Source organism: Streptomyces sp. NPDC086787 (assembly GCF_044745865.1).
Classification (GTDB): Bacteria; Actinomycetota; Actinomycetes; order Streptomycetales; family Streptomycetaceae; genus Streptomyces.
This window is the reverse complement of the sequence record NZ_JBIVBC010000001.1, coordinates 746,283-768,999: the sequence shown is the minus strand read 5'-3', so window position 1 is coordinate 768,999 and position 22,717 is coordinate 746,283. Positions and strand designations below refer to the sequence as shown.

16 protein-coding genes and 1 riboswitch are annotated in these 22,717 nt (G+C 72.0%); of the genes, 12 read left to right on the top strand and 4 right to left on the bottom strand.

From position 1 onward, the window contains the following. Position 1 precedes the first annotated feature (1 nt). Positions 2–1,459, bottom strand: a complete 1,458-nt coding sequence (locus ACIPK3_RS03555) for an aldehyde dehydrogenase (RefSeq protein WP_402566281.1) — start codon at positions 1,457–1,459, stop codon at positions 2–4. Between the two features lie 113 nt (positions 1,460–1,572). Here ACIPK3_RS03555 and ACIPK3_RS03550 point away from each other — a divergent pair, with 113 nt between their 5' ends. The 7 genes from ACIPK3_RS03550 to ACIPK3_RS03520 all read left to right on the top strand — a co-directional run bounded on the left by ACIPK3_RS03550 (position 1,573) and on the right by ACIPK3_RS03520 (position 9,066). Next, positions 1,573–2,595, top strand: a complete 1,023-nt coding sequence (locus ACIPK3_RS03550; RefSeq protein ID WP_402566279.1) for an MBL fold metallo-hydrolase — start codon at positions 1,573–1,575, stop codon at positions 2,593–2,595. Positions 2,596–2,657: 62 nt separating this feature from the next. Further along, positions 2,658–2,788, top strand: a riboswitch (cobalamin riboswitch). 116 nt (positions 2,789–2,904) lie between these two features. After that, positions 2,905–4,125: a prenyltransferase/squalene oxidase repeat-containing protein gene (locus ACIPK3_RS03545; RefSeq protein WP_402566277.1), complete on the top strand. Its 1,221-nt coding sequence runs from the start codon at positions 2,905–2,907 to the stop codon at positions 4,123–4,125. Continuing rightward, positions 4,122–4,757 carry an SCO2322 family protein gene (locus tag ACIPK3_RS03540; RefSeq protein WP_402566275.1) on the top strand — a complete coding sequence of 212 codons (636 nt, stop codon included), beginning with the start codon at positions 4,122–4,124 and terminating at the stop codon, positions 4,755–4,757. Before ACIPK3_RS03545 ends, ACIPK3_RS03540 begins: the two co-directional genes overlap by 4 nt. Further along, positions 4,750–5,814 (top strand): CbiQ family ECF transporter T component, encoded by a 1,065-nt coding sequence (locus tag ACIPK3_RS03535; RefSeq protein ID WP_402566273.1) that lies wholly within the window; start codon positions 4,750–4,752, stop codon positions 5,812–5,814. Before ACIPK3_RS03540 ends, ACIPK3_RS03535 begins: the two co-directional genes overlap by 8 nt. A gap of 13 nt (positions 5,815–5,827) precedes the next feature. Beyond that, positions 5,828–7,504 (top strand): ABC transporter ATP-binding protein, encoded by a 1,677-nt coding sequence (locus ACIPK3_RS03530; protein ID WP_402566271.1) that lies wholly within the window; start codon positions 5,828–5,830, stop codon positions 7,502–7,504. Next, entirely contained in the window at positions 7,501–8,361 is an 861-nt protein-coding gene (locus ACIPK3_RS03525; RefSeq protein WP_402566270.1) for an ECF transporter S component, read from the top strand. Before ACIPK3_RS03530 ends, ACIPK3_RS03525 begins: the two co-directional genes overlap by 4 nt. A gap of 279 nt (positions 8,362–8,640) precedes the next feature. After that, positions 8,641–9,066 carry a transglycosylase SLT domain-containing protein gene (locus ACIPK3_RS03520; protein WP_402566268.1) on the top strand — a complete coding sequence of 142 codons (426 nt, stop codon included), beginning with the start codon at positions 8,641–8,643 and terminating at the stop codon, positions 9,064–9,066. A gap of 84 nt (positions 9,067–9,150) precedes the next feature. Here the strand turns inward: ACIPK3_RS03520 and ACIPK3_RS03515 are convergent, their stop codons facing one another. Next, entirely contained in the window at positions 9,151–10,485 is a 1,335-nt protein-coding gene (locus ACIPK3_RS03515) for a hypothetical protein (protein ID WP_402566267.1), read from the bottom strand. A 200-nt stretch (positions 10,486–10,685) separates the two neighbouring features. On the opposite strand from ACIPK3_RS03515, the gene ACIPK3_RS03510 reads away from it, so the two are divergent. Next, positions 10,686–11,360, top strand: coding sequence for a YoaK family protein (locus tag ACIPK3_RS03510; protein ID WP_402566265.1), 675 nt, complete (start codon positions 10,686–10,688; stop codon positions 11,358–11,360). A 90-nt stretch (positions 11,361–11,450) separates the two neighbouring features. Here ACIPK3_RS03510 and ACIPK3_RS03505 read toward each other — a convergent pair whose 3' ends face one another. Then, positions 11,451–12,719, bottom strand: a complete 1,269-nt coding sequence (locus ACIPK3_RS03505) for a cytochrome P450 (protein WP_402566263.1) — start codon at positions 12,717–12,719, stop codon at positions 11,451–11,453. A gap of 239 nt (positions 12,720–12,958) precedes the next feature. Here ACIPK3_RS03505 and ACIPK3_RS03500 point away from each other — a divergent pair, with 239 nt between their 5' ends. From ACIPK3_RS03500 to proP, 4 genes are all read left to right on the top strand, one after another. Further along, positions 12,959–14,128: a steroid 3-ketoacyl-CoA thiolase gene (locus ACIPK3_RS03500; protein ID WP_402566261.1), complete on the top strand. Its 1,170-nt coding sequence runs from the start codon at positions 12,959–12,961 to the stop codon at positions 14,126–14,128. 92 nt (positions 14,129–14,220) lie between these two features. Next, positions 14,221–15,060 (top strand): hypothetical protein, encoded by an 840-nt coding sequence (locus tag ACIPK3_RS03495; protein ID WP_402566259.1) that lies wholly within the window; start codon positions 14,221–14,223, stop codon positions 15,058–15,060. Next, entirely contained in the window at positions 15,057–19,274 is a 4,218-nt protein-coding gene (locus ACIPK3_RS03490) for a caspase family protein (protein ID WP_402566258.1), read from the top strand. The genes ACIPK3_RS03495 and ACIPK3_RS03490 overlap by 4 nt, the downstream gene beginning before the upstream one ends. Before the next feature lie 210 nt (positions 19,275–19,484). Next, entirely contained in the window at positions 19,485–20,864 is a 1,380-nt protein-coding gene (gene proP, locus ACIPK3_RS03485) for a glycine betaine/L-proline transporter ProP (protein ID WP_402566256.1), read from the top strand. 15 nt (positions 20,865–20,879) lie between these two features. Here the strand turns inward: proP and ACIPK3_RS03480 are convergent, their stop codons facing one another. After that, a complete protein-coding gene (locus ACIPK3_RS03480; protein WP_402566254.1) occupies positions 20,880–22,658 on the bottom strand; it encodes a hypothetical protein in 1,779 nt (592 codons plus the stop codon). Positions 22,659–22,717: the final 59 nt, after the last annotated feature.

The window sequence follows — 22,717 nt, the reverse complement described above, 5'->3', positions numbered from 1 at the left end:
TCTAGCCCTCCCAGCCCGCCGGGAGGTGGATCATCTTGTGCTCCAGGTACTCGCCGTACCCCTCGGGCCCGAACTCCCGCCCCAGCCCCGAGTTCTTGTAGCCGCCGAACGGGCCGAGCATGTCGAGGCTGAAGGTGTTGACCGAGTAGGTACCGGTACGGACCGCGCGCGCGATGTCGACACCGTGCGCCACGTCCGCGGTCCACACGCTGCCGGACAGCCCGTAGTCGGAGTCGTTGGCGATCTTCACGGCCTCGGCCTCGTCGCCGTACGGGAGCAGGCAGATCACCGGGCCGAAGATCTCCTCGCGGGCGATCCGCATGGTGTTGTCGACGTCCCCGAACAGGGTCGGCTCGACGTACCAGCCGCGTTCCAGGCCGGGCGGTCGGCCGCCACCGGTGAGGATCTTGGCGCCCTCCTCCTGGCCGATGCGGATGTAGTCAAGGCTGCGCTGCTGCTGGCGCCGGGCGACCAGCGGACCGACCTGGGTCGCCGGGTCCAGCGGGTCACCGACCTTGAGGGCGCTCGCCGCCTGCGCGAAGGCGTCCGCGAACTCGTCGTAGCGGGAGCGGGGCACCAGGATGCGGGTCTGGGCGACACACGCCTGACCGTTGTTCATCCAGGCCGCCGGGACGATCCCGGACACCGCCGTCGCGAGGTCCGCGTCGGGCAGCACAACCGCCGCCGACTTGCCGCCCAGTTCCAGCGTCACCCGGGTGAGGTTGCGGGAGGCCACCTCCATCACGCGCTTGCCGGCCGCGACCGAGCCGGTGAAGGACACCTTGTCGACGCCGGGGTGCCCGACCAGGTACTCGCTCACCTCACGGTCGGCGGGCAGGATCGACAGCACGCCGTCCGGCAGCCCGGCCTCCTTCGCGATCTCACCGAGCAGGTAGGCGTCCAGCGGCGACTCGGGCGACGGCTTGAGCACCACCGTGCAGCCGGTGAGCAGGGCGGGCGCGAGTTTGGCGGCCGCGACGAACTGCGGGACGTTCCACGGGATGACGGCCGCGACCACGCCGACCGGTTCGCGGCGCACGAGGATCCTCCCGAGGACGCCGTCGCGGGTCTCCTCGTGGGTGAAGTCGCGGGCGACCCTGATCGCCGCGTCCCACACCATCATCGCGCCGAGCGCCTGGGCGAGGACGCTCCAGGAGTACGGCGACCCGTTCTCGGCGGAGATCACCCGGGCGATCTCCTCGTGCCGGGCGGCGATCGCGTCCTTGATGCGGGTGACCACCTCGATCCGCTCGTCGAGGCTCGTCCGCGGCCAGGGCCCCTCGTCGAACGCGCGCCGCGCCACCGCCACGGCCCGGTCCACGTCCTCGCGCGAGGCGTGCGGGACCCTGCCGATGACCTCCTCGGTATGGGGGGAGACGACCTCGATGACGTCCCCGCCGACCGGGTCGGTCAACTCCCCTCCGATGAACAGCTGTCCGTGTTCCACGAGCTCGGTCATGACCGACTGCCTCCTGCGGCACGCGTTTTTCTGACGCTGTTTCATTTCTGACGCTGTATCAGAACTGATATCAGTTCTAGTTTGGGTGGGCAATGGTCCCGGGCGGAGGTCAGATGACGAAGACGTTCGATCACGGCGGCGGGGTGCGTTCCCTGGCCGTGCCCATCCCGGACAACCCGCTCGGCCACACACTGGTGTACGTCGTGGACACCGACCGGGGGCCGGTGCTGGTGGACACCGGCTGGGACGACCCGGCCTCCTGGGACGCCCTCGTGGCCGGGCTGACCTCGTGCGGCACCTCGGTCGCGGAGATCCGGGGCGTGGTCGTCACCCACCACCACCCGGACCACCACGGGCTGTCGGGGCAGGTGCGGGAGGCCTCCGGAGCCTGGGTCGCGATGCACGCGGCCGACATCGCGATCGTGCGGCGCGCACGGCAGAACCGGCCGGAGCGCTGGTTCGCGTACATGGCCGCCAAACTCGACGCGGCCGGCGCACCCGAGGAGCACGTGGCACCGCTGCGCACCGCCCGCCGCACCCTGCCCGGCCTCTCCCCCGCACTGCCGGACCGGGAGATCGTCCCCGGCGAACTCCTCGACCTGCCGGGCCGCCGGCTGCGCGCCATCTGGACCCCGGGGCACACGCCGGGCCACGTCTGTCTGCACCTGGAGGAGGAGCACCCGGCCCAACTGCCCGGCCATGGGCGGCTGTTCTCGGGCGATCACCTGCTCCCGGGGATCACCCCGCACATCGGCCTCTACGAGGACCCGGACGACATGACCGTCACCGACCCGCTCGGCGACTACCTCGACTCCCTGGAGCGCGTCGGCCGTCTCGCTCCCGCCGAGGTGCTCCCCGCCCACCAGCACGCGTTCACCGACGCGGCCGCGCGCGTGCGGGAGCTGCTCGTCCACCACGAGGACCGCCTCGCCGGCCTGCTGGCCCTGCTCGCCGAGCCTCTCACCCCCTGGCAGCTGGCCGAACGCATGGAGTGGAACCGCCCCTGGGAGCAGATCCGCCACGGCTCCCGCAACATCGCGGTCTCGGAGGCCGAGTCCCATCTGCGCCGTCTGGTGAAACAGGGCCGGGCGGAAGCGGTGCCGGGGACCTCGCCGGTGGCCTACGTGGCGGTGTGACGAGCGCCCCGGGCCCGCCCCGCCCGGCGGTGTGCCGAGCACCACTCGGGCCCCGCGCCGACCGGCCGGTACAGTAGCCGGGTCGTCGTCACACCCGTACGGGGGAAAGCCGGTGCGAACCCGGCGCTGACCCGCAACCGTGAACCGTCCCGAGGGACGGCAAGCCGGACCTCCCCGGACGGACAGTTGACCCGGCTCAGGTGTGTCGGGGCTCGCCCGCGCACGACACCGTCGAGGTTTACGGAGTCGAGCCGCCCGGGGTGTCCCCTGTGCTGCGCGGCTCCCCGCAAGGAGAGGCATCCGCCGATCATGAACATCCACCGCAGCGCAGCGGTCCTGGCCGCCGTCGCCGTGATCGGCACGGCCGCGCCCGCCATGGCCGCCCCGTCCGCGTCCCCGTCCCCGTCGGCCGCACTGCCGTCCGGGCTGTACGGCAACGCCGATCCGAAGTTCGACGGCGTCTGGCGCCAGTCCCTCACCCTGCTCGCCCAGCACGCGGTCGGCCTGACGCCGGCCGACAAGGCCGTGGACTGGCTGACCGGGCAGCAGTGCGCCGACGGCTCCTTCGCCGCGTTCCGCGCCGACGCCACCAAGCCCTGTGCCGCCGGTACGGCCACGGCCGACATGACCGCCGTCGCCGTGCAGGCCCTGAAGGCGATCGGCGGTCACGACGCCGAGGCCGGCAAGGCGGTGACCTGGCTCAAGGCTCAGCAGAGCGCGGACGGCGGCTGGGGCTACCCGGGTTCGGGCAGCGACGCGAACACCACCGGGGGCGTCATCGCCGCGCTCACCGCGGTGGGCGAGAACCCCGCCGGGGTCAGCAAGGGCGGCAAGAACCCGTACGACGCGCTGGCCGCGCTGGCCGTGCCCTGCGGCAAGGACGGCGGCGGCGCGCTCGGCCTCCCGCCGATGAAGGGCGCCAAGCTCTCCGCCAACGCGTACGCGACGGCGGCCGGTGTGCTCGGCGCGCTGAACAAGGGGCTCGCGACGACCGCCGGGAAGGCGCGGTCGGGCGACGCCAAGTGCTCCGGCACCGACCTCAAGCCCGAGGACATCGCCCGCAACGGCACCGCCTACCTGACCGCCGAACTGCACCGCACCGGCGGCCACCTGGAGTCCGCGCTCGCCGGCGCCGAGCCCCAGCCCGACCACGGCAGCACCGCCTACACGGTCGTCGCGCTCGCCGCGCAGGGCTACACCGAGCAGGCACGGAAGCCGTACGCCTGGCTGGAGAAGAACTCCGTCAAGTGGGCGCAGCAGAGCGGCCCGGCGGCCTACGCCGAGCTGATCCTCGCCGCGCACGTCGTGGGCGGGAACCCGCGCGACTTCGGCGGCACGGACCTCGTGAAGGCGCTCAACGCGACCGGGCCCGCCCCGCAGGAGATGAAGAAGCCCACCGGGGCCGATACCGAGAAGGCGGACAAGTCCGACTCGGGCTACGGCGTGTGGTGGATCGTCGGCGTCGGCCTGGTCGCGGGCATCGGCGCCGGTTTCCTGCTCAGCGGCCGTAAGAAGCGGCAGCAGCCGTGACCGCTGTCCGCCGTGCCCTGCCGCTGCTCCTGGCCACGCTGATACTCGGCGCGGCCGTGGGCCGGGCCGACGCGGCCGGGTACCGCTACTGGTCCTTCTGGGAGCGCGACGGCCAGGGCTGGACGTACGCCACCCAGGGGCCGTCGACGGCCCGTCCCGCCGACGGGGACGTCCAGGGCTTCCGCTTCGCGGTGAGCGAGGACTCCGCGGACGCGACCCGGCCGCGCGGCACGGCGGACTTCCGTTCCATCTGCGCGGGCACGCCCGCCGCTCCGGGAAGGAAGCGGGTGGCGCTGGTCATCGACTTCGGTACGGCCGCCGACGCGTCCTCCGGGGAGCACCCGCCCGCGCCCCGGACGGCGTGCGCCCGGGTGGCCGGGGACGCGACGACGGCCGAGGCCCTGGCCTCGGTGGCGAAGCCCCTGCGCTATGACACCAACGCCCTGCTGTGCGCCATCTCGGGCTACCCGCAGCGGGGTTGCGGTGAGCAGGTGGCGGCCGGGAAGCCGGCGCCGAAGGCCCCCGGCGGGGGCGACGGCGGCCCGTCGGTGGGCCTGTACGCGGGCGCGGGAGCGGTCGTACTGCTCGGCGGCGCGGCCCTGTGGCAGGCGCGGCGGCGCAGGGATGCGTAGCCGGAGCGGCCTGCACCCCGGCGCCTGGTGGCTGTGGGCCCTGGGGCTCGGCACGGCCGCCACCCGCACCACCAACCCGCTCCTGCTCGGCCTGCTCGTCGCCGCGACCGGCTATGTGGTCGCCACCCACCGCACCGCGGCCCCCTGGTCCCGCTCCTACGCGGCCTTCGTCCGGCTGGCGCTCGCCGTGCTGGCCGTCCGGCTCGTCTTCGCGGTGCTCCTCGGCTCCCCCATCCCCGGCACGCATGTGCTCGTGACGCTCCCCGAGGTGCCGCTCCCGCAATGGGCGCAGGGCATCCGGCTGGGCGGCCCGGTCACCGCGGAGGCCTGTGTCTTCGCGCTGTACGACGGTCTCAAGCTGGCCACGCTGCTCATCTGCGTGGGCGCGGCGAACGCCCTCGCCAACCCGGCCCGCCTCCTCAAGTCGCTGCCCGGCGCCCTGTACGAGATGGGTGTGGCCGTGGTCGTCGCCCTCACCTTCGCCCCGAACCTGGTCGCCGACGTACGGCGGCTGCGGGCCGCCCGCCGGCTGCGCGGCCGTCCGGACCGGGGGGTGCGCGGGCTGCTGCACGTGGGCCTGCCGGTCCTGGAGGGCGCGCTGGAGCGGTCGGTCGCGCTGGCCGCCGCGATGGACGCGCGCGGATACGGCCGCAGCGCCGACGTCCCAGCACCGGTGCGCCGCACCACCGCCGCGCTGACCCTCGGCGGCCTGCTCGGCGTGTGCGCGGGAACGTACGGGCTGCTCACCGCCGAGGGCGGCACCTACGGCCTGCCGGTGCTGCTCGCCGGGGTCGCCGCCGCCCTCGCGGGCCTGCGCCTCGGTGGCCGCCGTACCCTGCGCACCCGCTACCGCCCCGACCCCTGGGATCTGCGCGCCTGGCTGGTCGCGGGGTCCGGCGCCGGGGCCGCCGCGCTGCTCACGCTGGCCTCCGTGTCCGATCCCGACGCGCTGCACCCCGGGGTGGTCCCGCTGGTCGCGCCCGCCCTGCCCGTATTCCCGGCGGCCTCGGTACTCCTCGCGCTGCTGCCCGCCTTCGTCGTCCGCCGGGAGACCTGATGGAGGAGCCGTCGTGATCAGATTCGAGAACGTCTCCGTGACCTACGAGGGTGCGGCCGAACCCGCCGTCCGGAACGTGGACTTCGAGGTACCGGAGGGTGAACTGGCGCTGCTCGTCGGCCCGTCCGGGGTCGGCAAGTCCACCGTGCTCGGCGCGGTCAGCGGACTCGTGCCGCACTTCACCGGCGGCACCCTGCGCGGCCGGGTCACGGTCGCCGGCCGGGACACCCGCACGCACAAGCCGCGCGAACTCGCCGATGTCGTGGGCACGGTGGGCCAGGATCCGCTCGCGCACTTCGTGACGGACACGGTGGAGGACGAACTCGCCTACGGGATGGAGTCGCTGGGGCTCGCCCCGGAGGTCATGCGGCGCCGCGTCGAGGAGACCCTGGATCTGTTGGGTCTCGCCGGTCTGCGGGACCGGCCCATCGCCACGCTCTCCGGCGGGCAGCGGCAGCGTGTCGCGATCGGCTCCGTGCTCACCCCGCACCCGAGTGTGCTGGTGCTGGACGAACCGACGTCGGCGCTGGACCCGGCGGCCGCCGAGGAGGTCCTCGCCGTGCTCCAGCGGCTCGTCCACGACCTGGGTACGACGGTCCTGATGGCCGAGCACCGCCTGGAGCGGGTGATCCAGTACGCCGACCGGGTCGTCCTGCTGCCCGCGCCGGGCGCCGCCCCGCTGCTGGGCGACCCGGCCGAGGTGATGGCCGTGTCACCGGTGTACCCGCCGGTGGTGGACCTCGGCCGGTTGGCGGGCTGGTCCCCGCTGCCACTGACCGTGCGGGACGCGCGCCGCCGCGCCGGGGAGCTGCGGAGGCGGCTCGCCGGGAAGGCGGCCCCGCGGCCCGTGCCGGCTCCGGCGGTCACCGCCCCGCCCGCGCCCCGGATTCCGGCGCAGCGACGGCTGCTGCGCGGGCGCGCCCCGGAAGCGGCCTTGCCCCGGTGCGCCGAGGTGCGCGCGCTGGCCGTCCGGCGCGGCCGGGTCGACGCCCTGCGCGGGGTGGACCTCGCCTTCGCGCCCGGCGAGACGGTGGCGTTGATGGGCCGCAACGGCGCCGGGAAGTCCACGCTGCTCGGCAGTCTGGTCGGGCTCGTCGAGCCGTCCGCCGGGACGGTGCTGGTCGGCGGCGCGGTCCCGCACCGCACCGCGCCCCGGGAGCTGGTGCGGCACGTCGGTCTGGTGCCGCAGGAGCCGCGCGACCTGCTGTACGCGGAGACGGTCGGCGCCGAGTGCGCGGCCGCCGACCGGGACGCGCGGGCCGAGCCCGGCACCTGCCGTGCGCTGGTCTCCGGCCTGCTGCCCGGCATCGGCGACGACGTCCACCCCCGGGACCTCTCCGAGGGGCAGCGGCTCGCGCTGGCCCTGGCCGTCGTACTGACCGCCCGGCCGCCGCTGCTCCTGCTGGACGAGCCGACCCGCGGCCTGGACTACGCGGCCAAGGCCCGGCTGGTGGGCGTGCTGCGCGCACTGGCCGCCGAGGGGCACGCCATCGTACTGGCCACGCACGACGTGGAACTGGCCGCCGAGATCGCACATCGGGTCGTCCTGCTGGCGGAGGGCGAGGTCATCGCGGACGGTCCGACGGCCGACATCGTCGTCTCGTCCCCGTCCTACGCCCCGCAGGTCACCAAGATCCTGGCCCCGCAGCGCTGGCTCACGCCCGCCCAGGTGCGAAAGGCCCTGGCATGAGCCCCCGTACGAATCCTGGTACGACCGCCCCCGCGCGCCCGCAGCCTCAGGCCCGGGCGATCCGGCTGGGGCCCCGGTCCGCGGCCGCCCTGGTGCTGGTCGGCGCGGTCGGGGTGGTCGCCTTCGGGTGGCCGTTCCTGGCTCCGCCCGGCTCGGGCCTGAGCGCCCACGCCCAGGACGCGCCCTGGCTCTTCGCGGGACTGCTGGTGCTGCTGATGGCCGTCGTCGCCGCGACGATCTCCGAGTCGGGGCTCGGGCCCAAGGCGGTGGCCATGCTGGGGGTGCTGGCCGCGACCGGGGCGGCGCTGCGGCCGATCGGCGCGGGCACCGCCGGCATCGAGCCCATGTTCTTCCTGATGGTGCTCAGCGGCCGGGTGCTCGGCCCGGGCTTCGGGTTCACCCTCGGCTCGCTCACCATGTTCGCGTCCGCGCTGCTCACCGGCGGGGTGGGCCCCTGGCTGCCGTTCCAGATGCTCGCCATGGGCTGGTTCACCATGGGCGCCGGGTTGCTCCCGGGCCCCGACCGGCTGCGCGGCCGGGGCGAGCTGCTGCTGCTCGCCCTGTACGGCTTCCTCGCCGCCTTCGCCTACGGCACGCTCATGAACCTCGCGGGCTGGCCCTTCATGGGCGCGCTCGCCTCCGGCATCGCCTTCGACCCGCACGCGGCGGTCCCCGCGAACCTGGCCCGGTTCGTCACGTACTGCCTGGCCACCTCGCTGGGCTGGGACCTGGGCCGGGCGGTCTGCACCGTCGTACTGACCGTGGCGCTCGGCCCGGCCCTGCTGCGCGCGCTGCGCCGGGCCACCCGCCGGGCCGTGTTCGAGACCGCCGTCACATTCGACCCGCCGACGCGGTGAGGCACCCCACATGACGCAGCTCACCTACGATTCCGCATCGTAGGACGAATTATCCGAAATGTCCGACAGCGCACCCCCACTGACCTGCACTTCGAGAGCCACGCCACACGGACGGCATTCCCCCTTCATTCGGCCACAACTAGTAAAAGGGGGCATTGCGGACGGGTTCACGGCCTGCTTCTCTGGTCCGCGTCGCAAGGCACCACAAACCCCCGGGTCACGGCGCCGACGTGGGCCCCGGCCCATGGCGACCCCCTGTCCCCGACGAAGAGGTTCTCCGTGTCCGTCGCCCCCATCTCGTTCCTCAGCCGCATCGCCACCCCGCGGAAGGCCCTCACCGCCGCCGCCCTGGCCGCCGCCACGACCGGCATGGTCCTGACCTCGGCTCCGGCCCAGGCCGCGGACACCACCTCGGCCTCCTCCGCCCAGGCGATCGCGCACAAGATGATCCCGGACGCCGCGCAGTACAACGCGTTCAGCAAGATCGTCGAGCACGAGAGCGGCTGGAACGCCAACGCCACCAACGCCTCCTCCGGCGCCTACGGCCTGGTCCAGGCGCTGCCCGGCACCAAGATGGCGTCCGCCGGCTCCGACTGGAAGACCAACCCGGCCACCCAGATCAAGTGGGGCCTGGACTACATGAAGTCCCGCTACGGCAGCCCCGTCGGCGCCTGGAACTTCTGGCAGTCGCACGGCTGGTACTGAGCCGTTCCGCGCTGCGACCGCTTCACCACGAACCCCCTCGCCGGGCCACCGGCGAGGGGGTTCGCGCTTTATGCGCCGTCCGGGTCAGCCGGAGCAGCCGGTCACCGGCTGGGGGCTGAGGAGGCAGTTGGTGGGGGTGTTCCCGGTGATGGTGGATGCGGTCACCGAGGTGATCGGGGTGTCCGTCCAGATGCCGCCGGGGGCGGGGACGGGGGGTGCGGTGTTGTTGTCGACGTGGGAGCCCGACAGGGACACACTGCCGCCGGTGTTGTAGAGGCCGGCGGCGAAGGCGCCGGTGCCGGAGACCTTGTTGCCGTTGATACGGGTGTTGTTCTGGATGGTCAGGCTCGAGCCCTCCGTGTAGACGCCGCCGCCCTTGGCGTTGGCGCCGGAGGCGAGATTGCCGCTGATGGTGGATCCGTCCAGGATCAGCGATCCGGAGGAGTGATAGACCCCGGCGCCGAACGCACCGGCCCCGATCACCCGGTTGCCGTTGATCTCCGTACCCAGGACCACGACGGCGACCCCGTTCGCCTGGAGACCTCCCGCACCGCTGACCGTACCGGTGGTGTCGATGTTCCCGCTGACCACCGAGTCCTGGAGGGTCAGGAACCCGCCGGCGTAGATTCCGCCCGGGCCGCTGGTGGCGCCGGAGGAGTTGCCGGTCACGCTCGTGCGGGTGATGAACGCGTTGCCGTCCAGGTCCACCCCGCCGGTGGCGCCCGCCGCGCGGTTGTTCCTGATGAACGCGTCGCTGATCGTGAGCAGTCCGGCGCCCACGTCGTTGTTGACCCCGCCTGCCTGGCCGTTGGCGCGGTTGCCTGCAACTGTCGTGCCCGCGAGGTTCACGGTGCCCTCGGCGTCGATGCCCCCGCCGTCGACGGTGGCCCGGTTGTCGGTGACGTTGCCGCCGTTGAGGGTGGACGTGCCCGTGCTGCCGGAGGCGATGAGGACGCCACCGCCGTTCCCGTCGGAGGCGTTGCCCTGGAAGTTCACGCCGGTGGCGGTCAGCGGGCCGCCCCCCGCGTCGACCAGCAGGCCGCCGCCGCCCGAGGCGTCGGCGTGGCCGTTCATGACGGTCAGGGTGTCAGCGGTGAGCGACCCACCGCTGCCGACACGCATGACGCGGAAACTGCTGATCGCCGCCGGGTCGCGGCGGATGGTCGCGTGGTTGCCCTGGATCACCAGCGGCTTGGTGATCGTCGGCAGCTGTCCGAAGCCGTCCGTCAGCGTGTACACGCAATACGGCAGCAGGACCAGCGTGTCACCGCCCGGGAGCAGGTTCGACGCGGTGATCGCGTTCCGCAGCGCCGTCTCCGAGCACGCCACGTTCGTCAACGCGTGCGCCGGAGCCGACGCCACCGCCACCAGCAGCGCCCCTGCCGCCGCCGCTCCAGCCCGCGCCATCCGCCAGCTCATCGCACTCCTCCGCACGACCCGGTCACGACAGCCACCCGGTCCGCGGGCGGCGCAACATACGTAACTCCGACCCCGCACCGGCAAACCAGCCGCGTCGCGAACCGCCCGCCCATCACTCCATCGGTGTACGCGGGCCGTCCGGCCGGGCTCCCGCGTGGTGGACTGGGGAACCCCTGCCCGCCCGGCCGCCCGGAGGAGCCATGCCGCCCGAGCCGGACCCGGATCCGGAGGCGCGCGGAGTGCGCCTCACGGTGGTGCTGCTGGCGCTGACCGTGGTGAGCGGGCTGATCGACGCGGTGAGCTTCCTCTCCCTGCGGCACGTCTTCACGGCCAACATGACCGGCAACGTGGTGGTGCTGGGCTTCGCGGCGGCCGGCGCGGCGGGCTTCTCCGTCCCGCACACGGTGACCTCGCTGTTCTGCTTCCTGGTGGGCGCGACGGCGGGCGGCCGGGTGGCGGCCCGCTTCGGGGGCGGCGGCTCCCGGCGGAACTGGACCCGGCTGACGCTGGCGGTCGAGGCGGCGCTGGTCGGCGCGGCGGCCGTGGTGGCGTTCGTCGCGCCGGGGCACAGCCGCACGACGTACGCGCTCATCGCGCTGACCGCCGTGGCGATGGGTCTGCGCAACGCGACCGTACGCAAGCTGGCGGTGCCCGATCTGACCACCACGGTCCTGACCATGACGCTGACCGGTCTGGTCTCCGAGTCCCCGCGGGGCGGCACCCGCGCCGGACGCCGGACCGCCGCGGTTCTCGCCATGCTGGCGGGCGCCACCGGAGGCGCCTGGCTGGTCCTCCATGGCCACCAGGCCGTCCCCCTGCTGATCGCGGCGCTGGCGTCGGGGGTGCTGGCGGTGGTGGCCTCGGGTCGGGAGTGATCGTGGGGGAGGCAGGAACGGGGCGTTGGGGTCGGGATGCTCCTGCCTCCTCCTGGACGGGCCGACGGCGCCGGGAGCCGCCGGCCCGGGTCAGTCGACGGTCACCCGGAGTTCCTTCACACCGTTGATCCAGGCGGACCGCAGCCTGCGTGGGTCCGCGGTCAGGCGGAGGTCCGGCATGGCCTCGGCGATCGCGTTGAAGATCAGGTCGATCTCCAGGACGGCCAGGGACTTGCCCAGGCAGTAGTGCGGGCCTCCCCCACCGAAGCCGAGGTGCGGGTTGGGGTCACGGGTGATGTCGAAGGTGTCGGGGTCGTCGAACACCTCGGGGTCGTGGTTGGCGGAGGCGTAGAACAGCCCCACCCGGTCGCCCTTGCGGATCAGCCGGCCGCCCAGTTCCGTGTCCTGGGTGGCCGTGCGCTGGAAGGAGTTGACCGGGGTCCCCCAGCGGACGATCTCCTCGGCGGTGGTCGACGGACGCTCCCGCTTGTAGAGCTCCCACTGCTCGGGGTGGGTCAGGAAGGCGTGCATGCCGTGGGTGGTGGCGTTGCGGGTGGTCTCGTTGCCCGCCACCGCCAGCATCAGCACGAAGAACCCGAACTCGTCGGAGCTGAGGTTCCCCTCGCCCTCGGCCGCCACCAGCGTCGAGACGATGTCGTGCGCCGGGCAGCTCTTGCGCTCGGTGGCCATGTTCATCGCGTAGGCGATGATCTCGGCGGCCGACTGGGCGCCGACCTCCTCCGTGATCGCGTACTCGGGATCGTCGTACGAGATCATCCTGTTGGACCAGTCGAAGATCTTGGCCCGGTCGTCCTGCGGGACACCGATCAGCTCGGCGATGGCCTGGAGCGGCAGTTCGCAGGCCACCTCGGTGACGAAGTCGAACGGCCCGGACCGGGCCGCGGCACCGCGGACGATGGCCTCGGCGCGGGCGCGCAGCCGGTCCTCCAGGGCGCGGATGGCGCGCGGGGTGAAACCGCGCTGCACTATCTGGCGCACCCGGGTGTGCTCGGGCGGGTCCATGTTCAGCAGGATCAGACGCTGGGCGTCGATCACATCACGCTGCATGTCCTCCTTGAAGCGGATGATCGCCGTGTTGAGGTAGGAGGAGTACAACTCCGGGTGCGTGGACACATACTTGACGTCCGCGTGCCGGGTCACCGCCCAGTAGCCGTCGTCCGCGAACCCGGCCAGACCGTGCGGCTGGGGAATCCAGCGGACCGGTTCGGCCAGGCGCAGCTCGGCGAACTCCGGGAGGGGTACGCGGTGGTGGAGCAGGTCGGGGTCGGTGAAGTCGAACCCGTCGGGCAGCTCGGGGCAGGACGGCATCGGCGTCTCCCGGTCGTTCTGACGGTCCATCAGAAAGTACGGATGCCGCGAAGGTAGTAACGGGTTCTACAAGTCGCAAGACATCCGGCACGGCCAATTGCGGGCGGAGTTCGTGCAGATCGCGACTCCGGGAGCTGCACGACCCTTGCGGCCGTGGACGCTCAGTCCGCACACTTCGGACAGAACTAGAACGCGTACTAGTTCTGCGTGGCGGGACGGGCCGGGACGCCCCCCGCGCCGCGCGGGTTGACCGAGGAAGGACCTCCCCCATGGCCGCGGAACCCGTGATCGTCGAAGCCGTACGCACCCCCATCGGCAAGCGCGGCGGCGCGCTCGCCAACCTCCATCCCGCCTATCTCCTGGGCGAGACCTACCGTGAACTCCTCGGCCGCACCGGCATTCCCGCCGACTGCGTCGAGCAGATCGTCGGCGGCACGGTGACCCATGCCGGCGAGCAGTCCATGAACCCCGCGCGTACGGCCTGGCTGACCATGGGGCTGCCGTACGAGACCGCCGCGACAACCGTGGACTGCCAGTGCGGCTCCTCCCAACAGGCCTCGCACATGACCGCCAACATGATCGCCGCCGGGGTCATCGACGTCGGCATCAGCTGCGGCGTGGAGGCGATGTCCCGCGTACCGCTCGGGTCGGGCTCCAAGCACGGGCCGGGCAAGCCGTTCCCGGACGAGTGGAACGTCGACCTGCCCAACCAGTTCGAGGCGGCCGAGCGGATCGCCCGGCGCCGGGGGCTGACCCGGGAGAACGTCGACTCGCTCGGGCTCGTCTCGCAGGAGCGGGCGGTCACCGCCTGGTCGGAGGAGCGCTTCAAACGGGAGACGTTCTCGGTCCAGGTGCCCACCACCGAGGAGGAGCAACACGCCGGGCAGGGCATGTGGCGGCTGGTCGACCGCGACGAGGGGCTGCGGGACACCTCCCCGGAGGCGCTGGCGGGGCTGAAGCCGGTCATGCCGACGGCGGTGCACACGGCCGGCAACTCCTCGCAGATCTCGGACGGCGCCGCCGCCATCATGTGGGCGTCGAAGCGGATGGCCCGCGCGCTGAAGCTGCGGCCGAGGGCCCGGATCGTGGCCCAGGCCCTGGTGGGCGCCGACCCGCACTTCCACCTGGACGGCCCGGTCGACGCGACCAAGGCCGTACTGGGTAAGGCGGGCATGTCCCTGAAGGACATCGATCTCGTGGAGATCAACGAGGCCTTCGCATCAGTGGTGTTGAGCTGGACCCAGGTCTTCGGCCAGGACCTGACGAAGGTCAACGTCAACGGCGGCGCGATCGCGCTCGGGCACCCGGTCGGCGCGACCGGAGCCCGGCTCATCACGACGGCCCTGCACGAACTGGAGCGCACGGACAAGGAGTTCGCGCTGATCACCATGTGCGCGGGCGGCGCGCTGGCCACCGGGACGATCATCCAGCGGCTGTAGCCGGTTCCGACGCCGGGCCGGACGTCTCCCGTTAAAGTGAGGGGTCCTGCGAGGACAGTGAGCGTCCTGCGCGGCTCGGGGGGACGGGGCGGATGGGGCGGATTCTCGGTGTGCACGGGGTGGGCAAGCAACGGCTGGGCGCCAACTCGCTGTTGAGGGAGTGGGAGCCTGCCCTCGCCGACGGCCTGGAGCGCGCGGAGGGCCCGAAGCTCACCCCGGGCGACCTGCGGATCGCCTTCTACGGCGACCTGTTCCGTCCCCCGGGCCGGACCCTGGCAGTCGGCGACCCCCTGTACACCGCGGACGACGTGGACGACCTGGAAGCCGCACTGCTGATGGAGTGGTGGGCGGCCTGCGCGTCGGCCGACCCGGCGGTGCCGCCGCCGGGCGCGGACACCCTCGCCCGGTCCCCCGGGTCGGTCCAGACGGCGCTCCGGCTGCTCCAGCGCTCCCGTTTCTTCGCGGGCGTATCCCTGCGCGCCCTGGTCTTCGATCTGAAGCAGGTGCGCCGCTACCTGCTGGACGAGGAGCTGCGGGCGGGGGCCCGCGCCCGGGTGGAGGAGGCGATCGAACCGGACACCCGGGTCGTGGTGGCGCACTCGCTCGGATCGGTGGTGGCTTACGAGGCACTGTGCGCGCGCCCCGGCCACCGGGTACGGGCGCTGGTGACCATCGGGTCCCCGCTGGGCATGCGGATGATCTACGAGCGGCTGCGGCCCGAACCGGGCGGCTGGCCGGGCGCCCCGGACACGCCGCGCTGGACGAACATCGTGGACAAGGGCGACGTGGTGGCCGCCGTAAGGGACCTGTCGCCGCTGTTCGGCACCGGAGTGCGCGGCAGAGCCGTCCACAACGGTTCGCACGCCCATGACGCCACGCTGTATCTCACCGCGCTGGAGACCGGCGAGGCGGTGGCGGAGGGCCTGGCATGAGAGAGACGGAACCGCGCGGACCACGGCGCTTCCTGATCGCCGGCGCCGTCGCCCACTATCCGAAGGCGCCGCCCGAGCTGGAGTGGGACCGCCCGGGGCTGGTCGAGGCCCGCCGCCGGATGGTGGACCTGTTCACCCGCGAGCTCTGCTACGACCATGTCTCCGAACTCGGCCTCAACCCGAACCAGGACCAACTCCTCAAGGAGCTGCGGGACTTCTGCCGTGCCCCGGATCGCCGCCCGGACGACATCGTCGCCGTGTACCTCGCGGCGCACGGCGAGATCCTGGACAACGGCGACTTCGTGCTGCTCACCTCGGACACCGACCCGGACGACCTGTACGACGCGCTCCGGCCCAGCACCCTCGCCCACAAGATCCTCGCGGGTACGAAGGTACGGCGGCTGCTGCTGATGCTGGACACCTGCTTCTCCGGGCAGGGCGCCAACGAACTCCTGCCCGTCATGGCCAGGCTGAAGAACGACTGGCAGGAGGAGGACGCGGGCCTGGCCGTGATCACGTCGGCACAGCCGCGGGAACTGGCGCGCACCGGAGCCTTTCCCGAACTGTTCGCGGAGGCGGTGACCAGCCTGGCGACCGCCGGTTACGCCCCCGGTGCGCTGGCCCTGGACGCGGTGGTCAGCTCCACCCGCACCAACCCCAAACGCCCCGACCACCAGCACATCGGCCTGGAGATCATCGGCCTCACCGGGGAGATCCCGCCCTTCCTGCCCAACGCCAAGCACAGCCCCCGGCTCTCCCACACCGACCTCGCGTTGCAGCAGGCGGCCGAGTGGCGCCGGCAGGACAGCCGCCGGGACGAGGAGTTCCGCACCCGGCTGCTGCGGCGGGCGATGGGACACCGGGACGAGGACCAGGTGGGGTGGTGGTTCTCCGGGCGGCACCGGGCGCTGGAGGACATCACCGCATGGCTCGGCGAACTCCCCGACCAGCGGCCCGTGTCGGTCGTCACGGGTGACCCCGGCTCCGGCAAGACGGCGGTCCTCGGTCTGCTGGCGGCGGTGAGCGATCCCGAGTACCGGCGTACGGTACCGCTGGCGTCACTGGGCCTGACCAGCGGCCAACTGCCCCGCGAGCGGGCGATCCGCACCCCTGTCTACGCCCAGAATCTCACCGACCAGCAGGTGGTACGGGCGGTGGCGGCGGCCCTGCGGCTGCCTCCGGCACAGGCGGTGGCCGACCTGCTGAACCACCTCGGCTCGGCCCCGGACCCGGCCCGTCCGCAGGTGATCCTGATCGACGGACTCGACGAGGCAGTGACCCCGGAGACCCTGTGCGGCCAGGTGCTGCGCCCGCTCATGGAGCTGGCGGGCCGTCATGTCCGCCTGCTGCTGGGCACCCGGCCCCACCTCTTCCCCGCGCTGGGGCTGCGCCGGGAGGACCACATCGACCTGGACGCCCCGATGTACGCCGACCCGTACGCGGTACTGGCGTACACGGTCCGCAACCTGATGGACGCGCACCCCGACTCGCCGTACACGGAGTGCGACAACGACCTGCTCCGCGCGGTCGCCCAGGCCGTCGCCCGGGCGGCGGGCCACTCCTTTCTGGTCGCCCGCATCACGGCAGGCACGCTGGCCGCCTCACCGGTGCTCCCGGACCCCTGGGACACGGCCTGGCGCACCTCCCTCCCCAGCGCGGCGGCGGACGCCATGCACCGGGACCTCCACCAGCGTTTCGGTCCGGAGCACGCCGCACGGATCCTGGACCTGCTGCGCCCGCTGGCCTACGCCGAGGGCCAGGGCCTGCCCTGGGAGGACCTCTGGGCCCGGATCGCCTCCCGGCTCTCCGGCGGCCGCTACACCAACGACGACCTCCACCGGCTGCGGCGCGACGCGGGCGCCTACGTGGTCGAGGCCGTGGAGGACGGACGGTCGGTGTACCGGCTGTACCACGAGGCGATGGCGGAGTACCTGCGCCAGGGCCAGGACGCGAAGGCCGCCCACCGCGCCCTCGCCACGGCCCTGCGGGAGGCGGTGCCGTACCGCGTGGACGGCACCCGCGACTGGGCGCGCGCCCATCCCTACGCCCAGCGTCACCTGGCCACCCACGCGGCTCTCGGCGACCGGTTGGACAGCCTGCTGACCGACCCGGACTACCTCGCCCACGCGGACTGCGACCGGCTGGCCCCGCATCTGCTGACGGCGGGGAGCGAGACGGCTCGGCTGTACGCGGCGATCTACCTCGCGTCCCTCGGCGTCCACCGCAGGCTTCCCGTGCCGGGCCGACGGCAGATCCTCGCGGTGGACGCGGCACGGTTCAACGATCCGGCCGCGTTGCGGGCGTTCAGCGCGGGACTTGGCGAGCGGGACTGGCGACCGATGGCCGCGACCGGGTCCCAGGTGTCGGGGAAGACACGGCACGTCCTCGCCGGCCACACCGGTGCCGTGAACGCCGTGGCGTGCGCCGCTCCGAACGGCCGCCCGGTCGCGGTGACCGGCTCGGAGGACGCGACGGTACGACTTTGGGACCTGGCCACCGGGCAGCAGGTGGGAGAACCACTGACCGGGCACACAGGGCCGGTTCGAACCGCGGCCTGCACCGAGCTCGACGGGCGCCCGATCACCGTGACCGGCTCGGACGACATGACACTGCGGATCTGGGACCTGACCACCGGCCACTCCGTGAGGGAGCCTCTGACCGGTCACCAGGGGCCGGTGAACCGCGTGGTCTGCGCGGAACTGCACGGTCGCGCCGTGGCCGTGTCCGGCTCGGACGACGGCACCATACGGATCTGGGACCTGGCCAAGGGCTGGCAGGTGGGCGCGCCCATGGAGACCGGGTTCCCGGTGTACGACTTGGCGAGCGGGGTCCTCGACGGCCGCCCGGTCGTGGTCGCTTCCACGGGATGGGGGAGGGCCCACATGTGGGACCTTCCGTCCCAGAAGGAACTGGGTCCGATGGAGCCCGGGGAGACGGCCGCGCAGATCGCGCTGTCCTGCGCGAATCTGAACGGCCGCCCGGTCGTCGTGGGGTACAGCCAAGCGGGCTGGCTGCAGATCTGGAGCATGAAGTCACGTCGGATCGCGGCTCTCTGGCAGTGTGTGCCCCTCGCTTGGACACCGACCGTCGGGTGCGCCGAGCTGGGCGGCCGGCCGACCGCGATCGCAGCGTCCGACGACGGCGCGGTGCGGATCTGGGATCTGGCCACCCACCATCAGCTGGGAACCCCGCTGAGCGGTCACGCCTCGGGCGTGACTTCCCTGGCGCACACGGTGCTGTCCGGGCAGCATGTCGCCGTCTCGGGATCGTCCGACGGCACGGCACGGGTCTGGGACCTGTCCCGGACCCGGGATGTCGGCAGACCGCTGAACGGTCACACCGCCGCGGTCCGCACGATGAACGTCGCCGTGGTGAACCGTCGCCCGGTCCTGCTCACCGGCTCGCTCGACGGAACGGTACGGGCGTGGGACCCGGCCACCTGCCTGCCCGTCGGTGAACACCTCAGGGATCAGCAGGCGCACTGCGTGACGGACGAGGGACGTCGCACGGTGACCGCCGGCGCCCGGCGCCCGACCGTTCGCATGTGGGACAGCGCGACCGCCGACGAGGTGGGCTCTCCGGTCCAGCTGCCCCAGGGTCCCGTACTGCGTCTCGCATGCGCCCACTTGGAGGGCCACCCGGTCGCGGCCGCTCTGACAGCCTTCGATGTGTGGCGGTGTGATCTCACCACGGGCGGCGTGGCCGTCAGGCTGCACTCGTTCGACATCGAGTTCGACAACGAGTTTCCCCCCTTCGACTGCGCCGTCGTCGGCGGCCGTCAGGTGGCGGTCCACGGCACACGTACCACCGTGCAGATCGTGGATCTCGCCTCCGGAGGAGTCACGGACCACCGGGTGCACGGATACCGGAGGGGCGCCCTCGCCTGCACCGTGCTGGCCGGGACGCCCGTGGCGGTGATCGCCTGCGACGACGGTGCGGTGCGGGTGCTGGATCTGCGCACCGGCCTGGTGGTCGGACTGGCGATGACCGGCCACCCGCACCACGTGTCCACGCTCGCGTGTGCCGAGTTGGACGGCCGCCCCGTCGTCCTCGCCGGATTCCCTGACGGCACGGTGAACATCTGGGACCTGCGGACCCGCACCATCACGCAGGTACTCCACGTGCCGGGCCCCTGCAACGCCCTGGCCCTGCACGACTCCGCCTTCCTCGCCTGCGGGTCCGGCAACGACATCGTCGTATTCACCCGTCGCTGAACCACCACGACGCGACAAGGATCACACCGCCGTGCCCGAAAACCGGCGGACGAGCGGGCATACGCACCTGCATACACAGCATTTAGCTGCACCATGCATCGACTCGCGTACGCCACGTGACCGGTCAGAAGGCTCCTATGGTCGGGGTCGGCCCGTCCGGTGTCGTGCGGCCCGTGTCCCTGTCCCCGTCGAAAGGTAGGCGAGACCGGTTTGGCCACCGTCGCAGCTGTCACCCCGTCCGTGAAGGCCTCCGGGGCCCGCAAGGCCCCAGAAGAAGTCACCGTCACCGACCCCGCGCTCGTCAGACGCGCCGTACAGGCTGCCGCGCTGGGCAACGCGATGGAGTGGTTCGACTTCGGTGTCTACAGCTACATCGCGGTGACGCTGGGCAAGGTCTTCTTCCCGTCCGGCAACCCGACCGCCCAGCTGCTCTCGACGTTCGGCGCCTTCGCGGCGGCCTTCCTGATCCGCCCCGTGGGCGGCATGGTCTTCGGCCCGCTCGGCGACCGCGTCGGCCGGCAGAAGGTCCTCGCGCTCACCATGATCATGATGGCGGCGGGCACCTTCGCGATCGGTCTGATCCCGTCGTACGCCACGATCGGCGTCGGCGCTCCGCTGCTGCTGCTCGCCGCGCGCCTGGTGCAGGGCTTCTCGACGGGCGGTGAGTACGCGGGCGCGTGCACGTTCATCGCGGAGTACGCGCCGGACAAGAAGCGCGGGTTCCTGGGCAGCTGGCTGGAGTTCGGCACGCTGGCCGGTTACATCGGCGGCGCCGGGCTGGTCACCGCCATGACCGCCCTGCTCTCCACCGACGATCTGCTGTCCTGGGGCTGGCGGATCCCGTTCCTGGTCGCCGGTCCGATGGGGATCATCGGCCTGTATCTGCGGCTGCGTCTGGAGGAGACCCCGGCGTTCGCCGCGGAGGCGAGGAAGGCGGAGTCGAACCGTCCGAAGGTGCCGCTGCGCGAGATGGTGACCGGCCAGTGGAAGCCGCTGCTGCTGTGCATGGGCCTGGTCCTGGTCTACAACGTCACCGACTACATGCTGCTGTCGTACATGCCGAGCTATCTGACCAGTGAGCTGAAGTACGACGAGACGCACGGCCTGCTGGTGGTGCTCGGTGTGATGGCGGCGATGATGATCGTGCAGCCCTTCGCCGGCGCGCTGACCGACCGGATCGGCCGCCGTCCGGTGATCGCGGCCGGCTGCGCGGGCTTCCTGGTCCTGTCCGTCCCGGCGCTGCTGCTGATCCGTCAGGGCAGCCTGCTCGGGGTCGTGCTCGGCATGGGCGCTCTCGGCATGCTGCTGGTCTGCTTCACCTCGTCGATGCCCGCGGCGCTGCCCGCCCTGTTCCCGACCCGGGTGCGCTACGGCTCCCTCTCGATCGGCTTCAACGTCTCGGTCTCGCTGTTCGGCGGTACGACCCCGCTGGTGGTCACCGCCCTCATCGGTGCGACGGGCAACCTGATGATGCCCGCGTACTACATGATGGCGGCGGCCGTGATCGGCGGGGTCGCGGTGTGGCGGATGACCGAGTGTGCGGGCCGCCCGCTGCCGGGGGCGGCCCCGGCGGTCAGCGGCTCCTCCTGATGCGGACCGGCCTGGTCAGCTCTTCTTGATCAGGCCGAGCAGCAGGGCCAGTACGTGCGCCTTGTTGCCGCCCGGTTCGAGCTTGCTCGCCTCGTCGCCGAAGAGGTGGCTCAGGAGCTGCCCCCGGAGTGTGCGGAACTGGGCGTAGTCCGGCTTGGCGAACAGGCCCTGGTTCTCCAGGTCGTGCGGTACGTGGTAGGGGCGGGCGATCACGGGGTGCGAGGACGTCGTCGTGGACGTCGTCGTCGTGGACGAGGAACCCGCCTCCGTGACCGTGCCGCCACCCGTGCCGCCGCCCTGGACGCTCAGTCCCGGGTGACCGACGCCGAACTCGATGGTGTACACGGTCTTCTTGGTGCCGCCCTGCTCGACCCAGGCCTTGTCGGCGCTGAACTCGATGGTGGTGGAGTTCTCCAGCTCGAAGGAGAACTTCTCCCGTTGGGCGGTGATCACGAGCGCGGCGGAGAGACCCGAGTAGTCCGTCACGGAGGACACCGCGTCGTGCAGGGCGCGGCCGAAGGCGTTGTCGGTCGAGTGGTCCTCCAGGAACGGGGCGAGGCCGGCCGGCTTCTCCATCAGCGTCTCCAGCACCTGGACCTGGGCGGCCAGCCGGATCCGCTCGCTCGTGTCGCGTTCGTTGCGCACGGTGCGGCCCTTGAGCGCGAGGAGGCAGGTGCCGGCCGGGTCGCCCTTCACATAGCGGCGGCGCAGCACGATCTGTTGGGACAGGAGCGGGTAGGACGGGGCGATGTCGAAGTACGTGTCCGTGGAGACCTTCGTACCGCCGGCCTTCATCACCCGGATGCCGAATTTCTGCTGAAGCCCCCTGTCCTTCATGAGCTTGCCCAGCAGATCGATGGTTTTGGCCAGCTGTGCCTCACTGACCATGAACTCCGATTCGGCTTCCAGAGTGGTCGCCATTTCTTTTCCGGGTTGCAGGATCTCCTTGAATGAGGCCCAGACCGGACGCCCGTCGCGCAGAATCTCGCTGAGGTTCCAGTCATCCTGGAAACTCTCCTCGGTCCGCTTCCGCTCTTCGTCGGTGAGCGTTTTCAGGAGCAGTGCGCCGGTGTTGTCCTTCTGTTTGACGCCGCCGCTCCAGTGGTTCGGGGAATTGTTGTCGCCCACTTTCTCGTACCAGACGGCCTGGATTCCGATCTGCGGGAACCCGGCGACGAACGCGGACCGGCTCGCCGTACCCTTCAGCTTGGCCGCCTTCGCCAGCTGGGCCCAGGTGTAGCGGACCTCGACGTCCACGCTCGCGGAGTTCACGTCCGGGGTGAGGACGGCGATCGTGTCGATCGGCATGTCGTCGGTCTTCGTGCCGTTGCGGAACGGGCGGGTCAGCTGGAGCTCGATCAGGTCGTGCGGTTCGGCCACGTGGCCGCGGTTGATGTGCACGAGCAGCACGGCCCGCAGTCCGTCGTCGTCCGCCGCCCAGTCGAGGACCTTGAGCTTTCCGTTGCCGGACTCGATGCTGGTGGTGTTCTCCTTGACGGTCACCGTCGGGGTGTCCGTGCCGTAGACGGCCGTCCAGGTCTTCTGCTGCGCCGCACGTAAGCCGCCGGGCGTCTTTCGCTGCGCCCATTCCTCCTTGCGCACCGCCTCGTCGGCGAGGATGACGTGGCTGACCTCTGCGGGCACGATCCGCTGACCCTCGGTCACGACGTCGCGGGACGGCGGTGGTGTCACGTTCGTCACCGGGTTGTCGACGACGACCTGCTTCGCGGATTCCCAGTCGGTTTTCTTGCCGTTCTCGTATTCGACGCGGTACTGGAGGTAGGAGCCTTTCATGCGGGATTCGAGGATTTTGCCTTTCCCCCGGCCCGAGATGTAGACCGGTGTTCCCACCG

Excerpts from the sequence above, each read along its gene's own strand:
- ACIPK3_RS03505 (WP_402566263.1), bottom strand. The coding sequence starts at position 12,719 with ATGGACCGTCAGAACGACCGGGAGACGCCGATGCCGTCCTGCCCCGAG.
- ACIPK3_RS03515 (WP_402566267.1), bottom strand. The coding sequence starts at position 10,485 with ATGAGCTGGCGGATGGCGCGGGCTGGAGCGGCGGCGGCAGGGGCGCTG.
- ACIPK3_RS03510 (WP_402566265.1), top strand. The coding sequence starts at position 10,686 with ATGCCGCCCGAGCCGGACCCGGATCCGGAGGCGCGCGGAGTGCGCCTC.
- ACIPK3_RS03500 (WP_402566261.1), top strand. The coding sequence starts at position 12,959 with ATGGCCGCGGAACCCGTGATCGTCGAAGCCGTACGCACCCCCATCGGC.
- ACIPK3_RS03545 (WP_402566277.1), top strand. The coding sequence starts at position 2,905 with ATGAACATCCACCGCAGCGCAGCGGTCCTGGCCGCCGTCGCCGTGATC.
- ACIPK3_RS03495 (WP_402566259.1), top strand. The coding sequence starts at position 14,221 with ATGGGGCGGATTCTCGGTGTGCACGGGGTGGGCAAGCAACGGCTGGGC.
- ACIPK3_RS03550 (WP_402566279.1), top strand. The coding sequence starts at position 1,573 with ATGACGAAGACGTTCGATCACGGCGGCGGGGTGCGTTCCCTGGCCGTG.
- ACIPK3_RS03535 (WP_402566273.1), top strand. The coding sequence starts at position 4,750 with ATGCGTAGCCGGAGCGGCCTGCACCCCGGCGCCTGGTGGCTGTGGGCC.
- ACIPK3_RS03555 (WP_402566281.1), bottom strand. The coding sequence starts at position 1,459 with ATGACCGAGCTCGTGGAACACGGACAGCTGTTCATCGGAGGGGAGTTG.
- ACIPK3_RS03525 (WP_402566270.1), top strand. The coding sequence starts at position 7,501 with ATGAGCCCCCGTACGAATCCTGGTACGACCGCCCCCGCGCGCCCGCAG.
- ACIPK3_RS03490 (WP_402566258.1), top strand. The coding sequence starts at position 15,057 with ATGAGAGAGACGGAACCGCGCGGACCACGGCGCTTCCTGATCGCCGGC.
- ACIPK3_RS03480 (WP_402566254.1), bottom strand. The coding sequence starts at position 22,658 with ATGAAAGGCTCCTACCTCCAGTACCGCGTCGAATACGAGAACGGCAAG.